Here is a 13,017-nt window from a genome sequence, read left to right on the forward strand (position 1 = left end):
GCTTGCCCGCGAACCAGGCGCTACGGCCTATCTGGCAAACCGCTCAAACCTTGCGCCACACACTCGCCAGCCACGGCTGCTGCTCCCGCGGCAGGCCGGCGGGTCGGTAGTAATGCTCCAGCTCGACAAACCCCGCCGCGGTGAGCAATTGCTGCCAGGCCGCCAGGTCGTGGTAGGCGCCATAACGTGCGCCGTTCCAGCCTTCGCGGTTGTCGCCGCGCGGGTTGGAGCTGAACAGCACGCCGCCGGGTTTCAGCGTGGCATGCAGTTGGCGCAGCACCCGCGGCAACTCCTGCGAGGGGATATGAAACAGCACGGCGTTGGCGAAGATGCCGTCGAAGCGCTCGGCGGGCAGGTCGAGCTTGAGGAAGTCCTGCTGCCAGACCTCGCAGCCGCTGTCGTCCCGGGCCATCTGGGCAAAGCGTTCGGAGCCGTCGAGGCCGACCGCGATATGACCCAGGCGGGTAAAGGTCTGCAGGTCGCGCCCGGGGCCGCAGCCGAAGTCCAGCAGGGTGAAGGGCGCTGTGCCCTGGATATGTCGAAGCAGCGCGTCGATGTTCTGGCTGACATCGTGGTCGCGGGTGCCTTCGCGGAAATCTTCGGCCACCTGGTTGTAGTGACCCAGGGTGGTGGAGGTGATCTGGTCGAGGTCGTCGGGAGCGAGTTTCATGGCGGGCTGCGTTGGCTGGAGTGATGTGCCGAATATACCCCATGCCCGTCCCCTCGGCCCTCTGTAGCCGCTGCCGAAGGCTGCGATAAGGCCCGAAGGGCCTTCGGCGCTCTCAAGAGCACGGCCGCTTCGCACGGAATGCCGCCCAAACCGATTGCAGCCTTCGGCAGCGGCTACAGGTTATTCGTCACAACGAAGGTGGCGTTTCTCAACGTTTGTTGAGCACCCGCGCCAGGCGGTCGCCGCCGAGCTGGATCGCCGCCACCAGGATCACCAGCAGCACAATCACCGTGAGCATGATCTGGCTGTCGAAACGCTGGTAACCGTAGCGATAGGCGATGTCCCCCAGGCCACCGGCGCCGATGGCCCCGGCCATGGCCGAGGAGTTGATCATGGTCACCAGGGTGATGGTGAAGCCGCCGACGATGCCCGGCAGCGCCTCCGGCAACAGCACATGCCAGACAATGTGCCAGCGCCGGCAGCCCATGGCCTGGGCGGCTTCGATCAGGCCGTGGTCGACCTCGCGCAGGCTGACCTCGGCGATCCGCGCGAAGAACGGCGTGGCGGCGATGGTCAGTGGCACCACGGCGGCCCAGACGCCGTAGGTAGTGCCGACGATCAGCCGGGTGAAGGGGATCAGCGCCACCATCAGGATCAGGAACGGGATCGAGCGGAACAGGTTGACGAAGGCCCCCAGCACGCTGTTCAGCCTGGGCGCTTCATAGATCCCGCCCTTGCCGCTGGTGACCAGGATCACCGCCAGCGGAATGCCCGCCAGCAGCGCGATCAGCGACGACACGCCGACCATCAGGAAGGTATCGATAACGCCCTGGAGCAAGCGATCAAACCACATAACCCAGCACCTCTACCTGTTGTGTCCATTGCTTGTGCAAAAAGTGCTGCGCGCGCAAACGTTGCTCCTCGGCGCCCAGGGACGAGCCGCTGACCGCCAGCAGCAATTGCCCCAGGGCATGCCCCTGGATCCGTTCCACGCCGCCGTGCAGCAGCCGCACGCGCCCGCCCAGGGTGCTGAACAGCGCGGCCAGGTCCGGCTCGTCGCTGGTCCTGCCGGTGAACTGCACGCGCAATACCACCGCCGCGTCGGCAGACTTCGGCTGGGCCAGCAGACGGTTTTGCAACTCTTCCGGCAAGCCGTGCTGCAAGGGCGCCAGCAGGGTTTTGCTGACCTCGTGCTGCGGGTTGCCGAACACTTCCCAGACCGGCCCCTGCTCGACGATATGCCCATGCTCCAGCACCACCACCCGGTCGCAGATATCGCGGATCACCGCCATCTCGTGGGTGATCAGGACGATGGTCAGACCCAGGCGCTGGTTGATCTGTTTGAGCAGGCCGAGGATCGACTGGGTGGTCTCCGGGTCCAGCGCCGAGGTGGCCTCGTCGCACAGCAGGATCGCCGGGTCGTGGACCAGCGCCCGGGCGATGCCCACCCGCTGTTTCTGCCCGCCCGAGAGCTGCGCCGGGTAGGCCTTGTGCTTGTCCTTCAGGCCCACCAGCTCCAGCAGTTCGCGGACCTTGCGCTCGCGCTGTTCCTTGGGCACGCCGGCCACCTTCAGCGGCAGCTCGACGTTCTGCCACACGGTCTTGGCCGACATCAGGTTGAAGTGCTGGAAGATCATGCCGATGCGCCGGCGCAGCTCCACCAGGCGGTCTTCGTCGAAGTCGCCGATGTCCACCTGATCGATCAGCACCCGGCCGCCCGAAGGCTGTTCCAGGCGGTTGATGGTACGGATCAGCGACGACTTGCCGGCGCCGCTGCGGCCGATGATGCCGAACACTTCGCCGCGCTGGATCGCCAGGTCGATCCCGTGCAGGGCCTGCACCGGGCCTTGCTGGCTCTGATAGGTCTTGGTCAGGCCGATGAAGCGCACGTGGGCGCGGTTCAGTTCTGGATGCAGCTCGGTCTGCTGCGCGTCCTGCCGCTGTTCGGGCGGTTGGTTCGGCGACTTGTGCGCAAGGTAGGCGACGCTCATCTCAACCTTCCCAGCCGGCTTGGTAGAGCTTGCCGTGGGCTTTGTCCAGGGCGGCGCGCACCGCCGGCGAATGCTGGTAGATATCGACGAACTTGATCAGCCGCGGGTCGGTCTTGCTCTTGGGCTGGATCACGAACTGGATCACGTATTCCTTGTGGTCGAGGCCGTCGAACAGCAGCGCCGAACCGGCATCGAAGGTCTTGGCCAGGCGGATATAGGCCGGGTAGCCCTGTACCAGATCGGCGTCGTCATAGGCGCGTACCAGTTGCACGGCCTCGACCTGGAGGATCTTCAGCTTTTTCGGGTTGGCGACAATGTCGTCCTCGGTGGCCTTGTAGCCGACCCCCGGCTTGAGGCTGATCAGGCCGGCCTTGGCCAGCAGCTGCAAGCCGCGGCCGCTGTTGATCGGGTCGTTGGCAATGGCCACCGTGGCGCCTTCGGGCAGTTCGTCGAAGCTTTTGTATTGCTTCGAGTACAGGCCGACGTTGTTGATGATCCCCGGGGCGAACGGCACCAGGTCGAAACCGGCGGCGGCCTTGGCGTTTTCCAGGAACGGGATGTGCTGGAAGTAGTTCACGTCGATATCGCCGGCGGCCAGGCTGACGTTCGGCGCGATCCAGTCGCTGAACTCCACCAGCTCGACTTTCAGGCCCTGTTTGCCGGCCTCTTCGACGGCGGCCTCCAGGGGGATGGCGAAGGCGGCGGTGGTGCCGACTTTCAGCGGCGCGTCGGCGGCGAATACCGCGCTGGCGAACAGTCCGAGGGCGAGGGCCAGTGCTTTGACTGGGTGGCTTAAGAGCTTGGTTTTCATGGTCAGGTTTCCAGTCAGTGCATGGGATGTTCAGGTGACCTGTAGCCGCTGCCGAAGGCTGCGATCGGCCTCGAAGAGGACGTGCTCTTGAGATCGTTGGAAGGCCCTTCGGGCCTTATCGCAGCCTGCGGCAGCGGCTACAGGGTTAGGGTCGATAGGTGGCGCCGCTGTGTTGCTCCGGTAATTGCGCGTCCTGCCGGAACAGCTTTTCGCGCAGGGTGCCGTTGTCGTAGGCGGTCTTGTACGAGCCGCGGCGTTGCAGCTCGGGGATCACCAGGTCGATGAAGTCGGCATAACTTTCCGGGGTGACGATGCGGGTCAGGTTGAAGCCGTCCAGGCCAGTCTCGGCGATCCAGGATTCGAGGTCGTCGGCCACCTGCTGCGGCGAGCCGACCACGGTGATGTAGCGCCCGCCCAGGGCGTGCTGGTCGAGCAGCTTGCGTCGGGTCCAGTCGTTGTTCTGCAGGTTCTTGGTGGCCGACTGGATGGCGTTGCTCTTCACGTACTGGATCGGTTCGTCGATCTCGTACTGGGAAAAGTCGATGGCGGTGGACGCCGAGAAATGCGCCACCCCGGCCTCCGCGCTGGCGTAGCTGCGGTACTCCGCGTGCTTCTTCCAGGCCAGCTCCTCGGTCGCGGCGACTATCACGTTGAGCCCCATGAACACCTTGATGTCCTCGGGATTGCGCCCGGCCGCCACAGCGCTGGCGCGGACCTTGTCCACCTGGGCGCGGGTCGAGGCTTTATTCTGCCCGCTGATGAACACGCATTCGGCGTGGCGCCCGGCGAACAGCAGGCCGCGATCGGAACTGCCGGCCTGGAACAGCACCGGCGTGCGCTGCGGCGAGGGTTCGCACAGGTGATAGCCCTCGACCTGATAGAACTCGCCCTTGTGCTCGACCTTGTGCACCTTCTCCGGCCGGGCGTAGATCCGTTGTTCGCGGTCGTTGATCACCGCGTCGTTTTCCCAGCTGCCTTCCCAGAGTTTGTAGAGCACTTGCAGGTATTCGTCGGCCTGGTCGTAGCGCCGGTCGTGCTCGGCCTGTTCGCTCAGGCCCATGGCCTTGGCGGCGCTGTCGAGGTAGCCGGTGACGATGTTCCAGCCGACCCGGCCGCGGCTCAGGTGGTCCAGCGTCGACATGCGCCGGGCGAACAGGTACGGCGGCTCGTAGGTGAGGTTGGCGGTGAGGCCGAAGCCGAGGTTGCGGGTCACCGCGGCCATGGCCGAAACCAGCAGCAGTGGATCGTTGACCGGCAGCTGGATCGACTCCTTGAGCGTCACGTCCACCGAGTTCTGGTAGACGTCGTAGACCCCGACGATGTCGGCGATGAACAGCCCGTCGAACAGTCCGCGCTCCAGCAGCTGCGCCAGCTCGGTCCAGTACTCGATAGTCTTGTACTGGGTCGAGGTGTCCCGTGGATGGGTCCACAGGCCGTGGTTGATGTGCCCGATGCAGTTCATGTTGAAGGCATTGAGCAGGATCTTTTTTTTGCCTTTCTCCAGAGCGCTCATCAGATCGTCCCCCGCAGTGGCGGGTTCGTCTGGTTGAGGTAGTAGTTGCCCACCGCGTGGTACTTCCAGCGCACGGGGTCGTGCAGGGTGTGCACCCGGGCGTTGCGCCAGTGACGGTCCAGGCCGTGTTCGGCCAGGGTCGCCTGGCTGCCGGCCAGCTCGAACAGGGTGCTGCCGGCGGCCAGGGAGATTTCGCTGCTGATGGCGCGGGCCTCGGCGACCGCGATGGACGCGGCGGCCACCGTCTCGGCGTCGAGTTCGACCTGGGCCGCGTCGAGGAACTCCCCGGAACGCTCCAGCAACGCCTCGGTGGCGTGCAGACGAATGCTCAGGTGGCCGAAGCTCTTGAGGGTCAGCGGGTCTTCGCTGGCCTTGTCGCTGCCGGAATCGATCCACGGCCGGGTCTTGGTGCGCACGAAATGCAGGGCGTCCTCATAGGCGGCGCGAGCGATACCGGTGTCGATGGCGGCGTGGAGAATCTGCGCCAGCGGGCCGACGGTGGTCGGGCGCTCGAAGGCGCTCTGAAAGGGAATCACGTCCTCGGCGGCGACGAACACGTCCTCGAATACCACCGAGCCGCTGCCGGTGGTGCGCTGGCCGAAGCCGCTCCAGTCGTCGATCACGTTCAGGCCCTGGCTGTCCGCCGGGACAAAGGCCAGTTGCTGCACGCCCTGTTCATCCACCACCGACGTGGGGATGCGCTGGGCATAGAGGGCGCCGGTGGAATAGAACTTGCGACCGTTGATGCGATAGCCGTCGCGTCCGTCCTGCGCATCCCGGGTCAGGCGAGTGGTGCGGTCGTGGGCGGTCTTGGTGCCCAGTTCGGCCAGGGCATTGCCGAAGCGCTGGCCGGCCAGGACCTCGGCGTACAGGCGTTTCTTCTGCGCCTCGCTGCCGTTCACCCGCAGCACTTCGAGGGCGTAGAAATGGTTCTGCGGGATCTGCCCCAGGGAGCCGTCGGCCTGGGCGATCAGGGCGATGACCTTGGCCAGGGTGACGTTGGACACACCGGCGCCGCCGTATTCCCTGGGCACGCTGATGCCCCACAGGCCGGAGCGGGAAAAGGCTTCGAGTTCGGGGTGGGGCAGGCGGCGTTCGCGGTCGCGCAGGGCGCTGTCGCGCTTGAAATCCTCGGCCAGGTCGCTGGCGACGATCAGGGCTTGCTCATCGCTGGTTATGACCGCGACGTGTTGAGAAAGAGTCATGTACTTCTCCAGAGATCTGGTCGCTTAAATCCAGGAATGGCGAGCCGGCAGGGTGCCGTTCAGGTGATAGGCGCCGACGGCGTGGTATTTCCAGCGCACCGGATCGTGCAGGGTGTGGACCCGGGCGTTGCGCCAGTGCCGGTCGAGGTTGAACTCGGCGAGGGTGGCGCGGCTGCCGGCCAGCTCGAAGAGTTTCTCGCTGGCCAGCAGGGAGATCTCGGTGGTCAGCACCTTGGCCTCGGCCACGGCGATCGAGGCGCGGGCGGCGGACTCGGCGCTGATCGGCGCGGCGCTGACCTGGTCCAGCACCTGGCCGGCCTTGCGCAGCAGGGCCTCGGCGGCGTGCAGTTCGATTTTCAGCTTGCCGATGTCGGCGATCACATAGAGGTCGTCGCTGGCCCGTTCGACGTTGGCGTCGACCCACGGCCGCGAGCGTTCACGCACGAAGCTGATGGCGTCGTCGATGGCGGCGCGGGCGATGCCGGCGTCGATGGCCGCCTGGATCAGCTGCGAGACCGCGCCCTGGATATTCGGCGACTCGTTGATCCGCCAGTTGTCCACCACCAGGTCGGCATCGACCCGCACGTTGTTGAGCAAAATGGTGCCGCTGGCGGTGGTGCGCTGGCCGAAGCCCGACCAGTCGTCGACGATGCGCAGCCCTGGCGTGCCGCGCCGGACGAAGGCCAATACTTGCTTGCCGTCGTCGTTCAGCGCCTTGACCGCCACCCAGTGGGCGAACAGGGCGCCGGTGGAATAGAACTTCTGGCCATTGAGCAGGTAACCGTCGCCGTCGGCGGTGATCCGCGCCTTGAGTTCCAGGGTGTTTTTGGTCCCGCGTTCCGGGCCGGCGTTTCCGATGCGCCAGCCTTCCAGAACGCTCTGGAACAGCTGCTTTTTCTGCCGTTCGGTGGCGCTGCCGAGGATCAGGTTGAGAATGCCGAACTGGTTCTGCGGGATCTGTCCCAGGGCCGGGTCGGCCGCGGAAATGATCGCGAAGACTTCGGCCAGGGTCACGAAAGACACCTGCGGGCCGCCGTACTCACGGGGAATGGCAATACTGCCCAGGCCACTGCGGGTGAAATGTTCGATTTGTGCCCACGGCAGCTTGCGCTGCTGGTCGCGCCGGGCCGCCTGCTGGCGGGCGACGGTGGCCAGTTCATGGGCGGCTTGAAGGGCTTCTGCGTCGTTTAGCAGAACCCGTGCGGGCAACAACAGGGGGGCGACATCCAGATCGCTCTGGACATTTGCATCGGCCAGATTGGACATCAGTGCCACTCCTTGGCTGCACGCAATGCCCTGGCGATCTGCACTGGGGTGATTGTGTTCCGGACCATACCTACCTCACATCTTTGGAAGTGCCGCGTCGTGGCGGCGAAATCGGGTTCAAGAATGTCCGGTGGTCCGGTGCATATACCCTATGCGCGTATAAAAATTAAATAAACTAACTTTTAGGAATATGTATAGAAGGGGTTTACGTATACGGCAGGTAGGAAAAGGCGAAGGGTAATGGGAGATAGATCCGAGGCCTGTAGCCGCTGGCGCAGCCTGCGCGCGGCGACGTAGCCGTCGTAAAACCGGGGCATACGGTTTTCCGGGCGCAATGCAGTGGCGGGCCTGGCGGCCGCTGTGTCGGAATGCCGCCCAGACCGATCGCAGCCTCGCGTTGCTCGGCAGCGGTTACAGGGGATGTGGTTACAGGGGCGCGTGGTTACAAGGGAGCGTGGTTTCTGTAGCCGCTGGCGTAGCCTGCGCTCGGCGGCGTAGCCGTCGTAAACCGGCGTATGCGATGTGTCTGGCGGAATGTGATGGCGGGTTTGCGTTCGCTGCACAGCCCATCCCGGGCTCGGCAGCGAGGGCGCCACTCAGGCCTGGGGATGGCCCGAGGTGAGGAACTTGCTGAGGAATTGCCGGGTGCGTTCTTCCCTGGGGTTGGCGAACAGCGCCTTGGCTTCGCCCTGTTCGACGATCACCCCCTTGTCGAAGAAGATCACCCGGTTGGCCACGTCGCGGGCGAAGCCCATTTCGTGGGTGACGATGACCATGGTGCGCTTTTCTTCGGCCAGGCCGCGGATGGTCGCCAGTACTTCGCCCACCAGCTCCGGGTCGAGGGCCGAGGTCGGTTCGTCGAACAGGATCACTTCCGGCTCCATCGCCAGCGCCCGGGCAATCGCCACGCGCTGTTGCTGGCCGCCGGATAGGCGCCGCGGATAGGCGTCTTCCTTGCCCGCCAGGCCGACCTTGGCCAACAGCCCGCGGCCCAGGGCCAGCGCCTGCTCGCGGGGCGTCTTCTTCACCACCAGCGGGCCTTCGATGACGTTTTCCAGCGCGGTGCGATGGGGGAACAGGTTGAAGTTCTGGAACACGAAACCCACCTGCTGGCGCAGTTGCCGCACCAGGCCCTGCTGCTGGGTCAGCGGGCGGCTGCCATCGATCTCGATGTTGCCGACCTTGATCCGGCCGCTGGTAGGTTCTTCGAGGAAATTCAGGCAGCGCAAAAAGGTGGTCTTGCCCGAGCCGCTGGGGCCGATGATGGCGACCACCTCGCCTTCCGCCACCGTCAGGTCGATGCCATTGAGGACGGTCTGACCCTTGAACTGCTTCGTCAGTTTTTCAACCACAATCATGGGTTCAGGACTCCTGGTCGTGCCGATTGACCCGCTCTTCCAGTCGGTTCTGCAGGTGCGCCAGCACGCTGGCCAGAACCCAGTAGATCAGTGCGGCGGCAAGATACATGGTGAAGACTTCGAAGGTCCGGGCGGTGATCAGCTGTGCCTGGCGGAACAGTTCCGGGACCTGGATGGTGGCGGCCAGGGCCGTGTCCTTGACCAGCGAGATAAAGCTGTTGCCCAGGGGCGGCAGGGCCGTGCGCATGGCTTGCGGCAGGATCGCCCGGCGCAGGGTCTGGGCCCGGGTCATGCCAATGCTGGCCGCCGCTTCCCACTGCCCGCGCTCGATGGAGCCGATGGCCGCGCGGAGGATCTCGCAGGCATAGGCCGCCATGTTCAACGAGAAGCCGATCAGCGCCGCCGGCAGCGGGTCAAGCTCGATACCCAGCTGCGGCAGGCCGTAATAGATCACGAACAGTTGCACCAGCAACGGCGTGCCGCGAAAGAACGACACATAGACGCGGGCGATCCAGCTCAGCAGCTTGAAGCGCGACAGGCGCATCAGCGCCAGGGCGAAACCCAGCGCCAATCCGAAGAACATGCCGCCGAGGCTGAGGATGACCGTGAAATACGCGCCCTTGAGCAGGAAGGGCGCGGAGTTCAGCAACAGCTGCGTGGTTTCGGCGATTTGCTGGCTCAACTGCGGGAAAGACAGTTCGAACTGAAAACCTGCTTCCATTATTGAGTGACGTCAGCGTTGAAGTATTTTTCCGAGAGCTTTTTCAGCGTGCCGTCGGCGCGCAGTTCCTCGATCGCCTTGTTCACCGCGGCCAGCAGTTCGGGTTCGCCTTTGCGCAGGGCCACGCCGGCTTCCTGGCGGGAGAAGGGCTCGCCGGAAACGGCCAGGGTGTCGTTGGTTTTCTTGATCAGCTCGAAGGCGGCCAGGCGGTCCACCAGGATCGCGTCGATACGGCCTACGCGCAGGTCCTGGTACTTGGTCGGATCGTCGTCGTAGGTCTTGATGATGGCTTGCGGCACGTTGTCCTTGAGCCATTGTTCGTAGTTGGTGCCCAGGCCGACACCGACCTTGTGCCCGGCCAGATCGGCGGCGGTCTTGAACTTGCCTTCGTTCTTCTTCTGGGTCAGGGCCTGGATGCCGGAAACGGTGTAGGGGGTGGAGAAGTCGTATTTTTTCTTGCGCTCATCGGAGATGGTCACCTGGTTGATCACCGCGTCCAGGCGCTTGGACTCCAGGGCGGCGAGGATGCCGTCCCACTTGGTCGGCTGCAGTTTGACCTTCACGCCCAGCTTCTGCGCCAGGGCTTCGGAGAACTCGACTTCGAAGCCGGCCAGCTTGCCGCTTTCGTCGACGTAGCTGAATGGTGGATAAGTGCCTTCCAGGCCGACGTTGATGGTGCCGGCGTCCTTGATCTTCTGCAGTTGCTCACCGGCAACCGCTTGCCCCAGCAACCCGGCACCGAGGGCCAGACCCAGCGAGCCAATGAGGATATTTCGACGTAGTGCGGAAAAAATCATGACAAGCCCCTGTGTTTTCTTATGCAGATGCGGTTGGGAGATGCAGGTCAATCGGTGAGCGGGAACGAGCGCCTTATCCTGCACTAAATGCAGCGTATGCGTCTCGCGGCAAATTCGCCTGCGGCGCGACTATAAGTGGCTGCTTATAGATGTAAAAATAATATAAATTCACATTGTTATGCTTTTTGTAAATATACGTTCTCAACCCTCTGTAGCCGCTGCCGCAGGCTGCGATCGTTTTGGGCGGCATTCCGACGTAGCAGGCGCAAATCCGGCGAACGCGTCTTTTCTGATGCGCCGCATGCGCAGGTTTTACGACGGCTGCGCCGCCGATCGCAGCCTGCGGCAGCGGCTACAGGTCAGTATTCAGGCAAACGAACCGGCATAAGCGAACAGCGCCGGCGCGCCGCCGGTATGCAGGAAGATGATCGGGCCGTCGTCGAAGCGCTGGCGGCCGATGCCGTCGAGCAGGCCGGCCATGGCCTTGCCGGTGTAGACCGGGTCCAGCAGCAGGCCTTCCTGGCTTGCCAGCAGTTTCACCGCGGCCAGGGTGCCGGCATTCGGTTCGCCATAACGCGGGGCGAAATATTCGTCCCACAACTCCACCTTGAAGCTCTCCGGCAACGTCACCCCGAGCAATTCGGCGGTGCGCTCGGCCAGGCCCTGGACCTTCGGCCGTTGCGCTTCGTCGGTGCGCGACACGGTGACGCCGATCACCGGCAACTGCGGCAACACTTCGCTCAAGGCCAGGGCCAGGCCGCTGTGGGTGCCGGCGCTGCCCGAGGCCAGCACCACGGCGGCGAAGTCGAGCCCGCTGTTGTTGATCTGCTCCGCCAGCTCCAGGCCGGCGCGCACGTAACCCAGCGCGCCGAGGGCATTGGAGCCGCCAATCGGCACCAGGTACGGCTGCTTGCCGCTGCTGCGCAGGCGCTCGGCCAGGGCCTGCAACTGCTCGTCGGCGTTGTCCAGGTTCTCCACCAGCTCGACCTTGGCGTCGAACAGGTCGAGCAGCAGGTGGTTGCCGTTGCCCAGGTAATTGCTGTCATCGGTGCCGATGGGGTTTTCCAGCAAGGCGACGCAACCCAGGCCGAGCCTGGCGGCCAGGGCCGCAGTCTGGCGTACGTGGTTGGACTGGATGGCGCCCGCGGTGATCAGGGTGTCCGCGCCCTGGGCCAGCGCATCGGCGGCCAGGTATTCGAGTTTGCGCAGCTTGTTGCCGCCCATGGCCAGCGGCGTGGTGTCGTCGCGCTTGACGTAGACATCGCGGCCCAGCCAGGTGGACAGGCGTTCGAGTTTTTCCAGGGCGGTGGCGCCGCCCAGCAGGTCGAGACGGTTAAAACGGTCGAGCTGTCGTTTGATCATGAGGCCGCACAGGTTGTCAGAGGTGTCAGGGACTATAGGCAGCGATATTTACCGGGGCAACCGTCAATCGCTTATGCCAAAAGGTACTTAGGCCAGCACAATTAGTTCTTAATTTGGCCTGGGACGCATACCGTAAAGTGACGTCGTTTACGCGGCCAGACCGTCCGGCCGCCTGAGTGAGGAGTCTTATCGTGAGCGAGCGTTCCAGCCATTGGCAATTGCAGACCATAGTCGGTCAACTGCGTGATGCCCGCGACCAGTGGCGTACCCGCAACGGGCGGGTCAGTGGTGAGCAGGGTGGTCGGGAACTGCCGTCGCGCGCGGCCATGGCCGAGATTCTCGAGGCGCTGTGTGGGGCCTTGTTCCCGATGCGCCTGGGCCCGGTGGACCTGCGCGAAGAAAGCGAGGACTTCTACGTCGGCCACACCCTGGACGCGGCCCTCAATGCGCTGCTCGCCCAGGCTCGCCTGGAGCTGCGTTATGCCGCGCGCCAGAGCGGCGAGGCGGACGAAGACGTCAACGCCAGGGCCATCCGCATCATCCAGGATTTCGCCCTGGCCCTGCCGGGGCTGCGAGTGTTGCTCGATACCGATGTGCTGGCCGCCTACCATGGCGACCCGGCGGCGCGCAGCGTCGATGAAGTGCTGCTGTGCTACCCGGGCATCCTGGCGGTGATCCACCATCGCCTGGCCCACCATCTGTACCGCGCCGGCCTGCCGCTGCTGGCGCGGATCAGCGCGGAAATCGCCCACTCGGCCACCGGCATCGACATTCACCCGGGGGCGCAGATCGGCCGCAGTTTCTTCATCGACCACGGCACCGGTGTGGTGATCGGCGAGACCGCGATCATCGGCGAGCGTGTGCGCATCTACCAGGCCGTGACCCTGGGTGCCAAGCGCTTCCCGGCGGACGAGGACGGCCAGTTGCAGAAGGGCCACCCGCGCCACCCGATCGTCGAGGACGACGTGGTGATCTACGCCGGCGCGACCATCCTCGGGCGCATCACCATCGGCAAGGGCTCGACCATCGGCGGCAATGTCTGGCTGACCCGCAGCGTGCCGGCCGGGTGCAACCTGACCCAGGCCAACCTGCAGCATGACGATGGGTCGCAAAAATAAGCCGAGGTGCTTGCATCATGTAGCCGCTGCCGCGGGCTGCGATCGCCCCGAGAGGGGCGCCGCTCTTGGGTCTTTTGCAGGCCCTGCGGGCCTTGGCGCAGCCTTCGGCAGCGGCTACAGAAATCGGCTTATTTAACGCTGAACGATTCCCTCCGCCACACATCAGACCTTTCTTAAAACCTGCGAAATCAGGCGACCGCCGAGC

12 protein-coding genes are annotated in these 13,017 nt (G+C 64.5%); 1 reads left to right on the forward strand and 11 read right to left on the reverse strand.

Features of this window, described 5'->3' with window-relative positions:
* Window positions 1–43 precede the first annotated feature (43 nt).
* The 11 genes from AC3RCP_RS02455 to AC3RCP_RS02505 form a co-directional block, all read right to left on the reverse strand.
* Entirely contained in the window at window positions 44–670 is a 627-nt protein-coding gene (locus AC3RCP_RS02455) for a class I SAM-dependent methyltransferase (protein WP_007925320.1), read from the reverse strand.
* A 208-nt stretch (window positions 671–878) separates the two neighbouring features.
* Window positions 879–1,523 (reverse strand): methionine ABC transporter permease, encoded by a 645-nt coding sequence (locus AC3RCP_RS02460; protein WP_007925318.1) that lies wholly within the window; start codon window positions 1,521–1,523, stop codon window positions 879–881.
* Window positions 1,513–2,661, reverse strand: a complete 1,149-nt coding sequence (locus tag AC3RCP_RS02465; RefSeq protein WP_492571710.1) for a methionine ABC transporter ATP-binding protein — start codon at window positions 2,659–2,661, stop codon at window positions 1,513–1,515. The genes AC3RCP_RS02460 and AC3RCP_RS02465 overlap by 11 nt, the downstream gene beginning before the upstream one ends.
* 1 nt (window position 2,662) lies before the next feature.
* A complete protein-coding gene (locus AC3RCP_RS02470; protein ID WP_123573413.1) occupies window positions 2,663–3,472 on the reverse strand; it encodes a MetQ/NlpA family ABC transporter substrate-binding protein in 810 nt (269 codons plus the stop codon).
* Window positions 3,473–3,617: 145 nt separating this feature from the next.
* Window positions 3,618–4,985 carry an LLM class flavin-dependent oxidoreductase gene (locus tag AC3RCP_RS02475; RefSeq protein WP_492571709.1) on the reverse strand — a complete coding sequence of 456 codons (1,368 nt, stop codon included), beginning with the start codon at window positions 4,983–4,985 and terminating at the stop codon, window positions 3,618–3,620.
* Complete coding sequence (locus tag AC3RCP_RS02480) at window positions 4,985–6,190, reverse strand: SfnB family sulfur acquisition oxidoreductase (RefSeq protein WP_492571708.1); 1,206 nt, start codon at window positions 6,188–6,190, stop codon at window positions 4,985–4,987. The genes AC3RCP_RS02475 and AC3RCP_RS02480 overlap by 1 nt, the downstream gene beginning before the upstream one ends.
* Before the next feature lie 24 nt (window positions 6,191–6,214).
* Window positions 6,215–7,456 carry an SfnB family sulfur acquisition oxidoreductase gene (locus AC3RCP_RS02485; protein WP_492571707.1) on the reverse strand — a complete coding sequence of 414 codons (1,242 nt, stop codon included), beginning with the start codon at window positions 7,454–7,456 and terminating at the stop codon, window positions 6,215–6,217.
* Window positions 7,457–8,052: 596 nt separating this feature from the next.
* Window positions 8,053–8,814: an L-cystine ABC transporter ATP-binding protein TcyN gene (tcyN, locus tag AC3RCP_RS02490; protein ID WP_007925310.1), complete on the reverse strand. Its 762-nt coding sequence runs from the start codon at window positions 8,812–8,814 to the stop codon at window positions 8,053–8,055.
* 4 nt (window positions 8,815–8,818) lie between these two features.
* On the reverse strand, window positions 8,819–9,484 hold the full coding sequence (tcyL, locus tag AC3RCP_RS02495; RefSeq protein WP_037005081.1) for a cystine ABC transporter permease: 666 nt from the start codon (window positions 9,482–9,484) through the stop codon (window positions 8,819–8,821).
* Window positions 9,485–9,534: 50 nt separating this feature from the next.
* The gene (gene tcyJ, locus AC3RCP_RS02500) at window positions 9,535–10,332 is read right to left on the reverse strand and encodes a cystine ABC transporter substrate-binding protein (protein ID WP_007925306.1); all 798 of its coding nucleotides are present in this window, start codon (window positions 10,330–10,332) and stop codon (window positions 9,535–9,537) included.
* Window positions 10,333–10,698: 366 nt separating this feature from the next.
* On the reverse strand, window positions 10,699–11,694 hold the full coding sequence (locus AC3RCP_RS02505) for a D-cysteine desulfhydrase (RefSeq protein WP_492571706.1): 996 nt from the start codon (window positions 11,692–11,694) through the stop codon (window positions 10,699–10,701).
* Window positions 11,695–11,885: 191 nt separating this feature from the next.
* On the opposite strand from AC3RCP_RS02505, the gene epsC reads away from it, so the two are divergent.
* Window positions 11,886–12,812 (forward strand): serine O-acetyltransferase EpsC, encoded by a 927-nt coding sequence (gene epsC, locus AC3RCP_RS02510; RefSeq protein WP_053259253.1) that lies wholly within the window; start codon window positions 11,886–11,888, stop codon window positions 12,810–12,812.
* Window positions 12,813–13,017: the final 205 nt, after the last annotated feature.

It is taken from the genome of Pseudomonas sp. GW822-FHT05A08, assembly GCF_058800485.1.

Bases quoted from the DNA above. Each gene is read 5' to 3' on its own strand.
- AC3RCP_RS02455 (WP_007925320.1), bottom strand. From the start codon at position 670: ATGAAACTCGCTCCCGACGACCTCGACCAGATCACCTCCACCACCCTG.
- AC3RCP_RS02460 (WP_007925318.1), bottom strand. From the start codon at position 1,523: ATGTGGTTTGATCGCTTGCTCCAGGGCGTTATCGATACCTTCCTGATG.
- AC3RCP_RS02465 (WP_492571710.1), bottom strand. From the start codon at position 2,661: ATGAGCGTCGCCTACCTTGCGCACAAGTCGCCGAACCAACCGCCCGAA.
- AC3RCP_RS02470 (WP_123573413.1), bottom strand. From the start codon at position 3,472: ATGAAAACCAAGCTCTTAAGCCACCCAGTCAAAGCACTGGCCCTCGCC.
- AC3RCP_RS02475 (WP_492571709.1), bottom strand. From the start codon at position 4,985: ATGAGCGCTCTGGAGAAAGGCAAAAAAAAGATCCTGCTCAATGCCTTC.
- AC3RCP_RS02480 (WP_492571708.1), bottom strand. From the start codon at position 6,190: ATGACTCTTTCTCAACACGTCGCGGTCATAACCAGCGATGAGCAAGCC.
- AC3RCP_RS02485 (WP_492571707.1), bottom strand. From the start codon at position 7,456: ATGTCCAATCTGGCCGATGCAAATGTCCAGAGCGATCTGGATGTCGCC.
- tcyN (WP_007925310.1), bottom strand. From the start codon at position 8,814: ATGATTGTGGTTGAAAAACTGACGAAGCAGTTCAAGGGTCAGACCGTC.
- tcyJ (WP_007925306.1), bottom strand. From the start codon at position 10,332: ATGATTTTTTCCGCACTACGTCGAAATATCCTCATTGGCTCGCTGGGT.
- AC3RCP_RS02505 (WP_492571706.1), bottom strand. From the start codon at position 11,694: ATGATCAAACGACAGCTCGACCGTTTTAACCGTCTCGACCTGCTGGGC.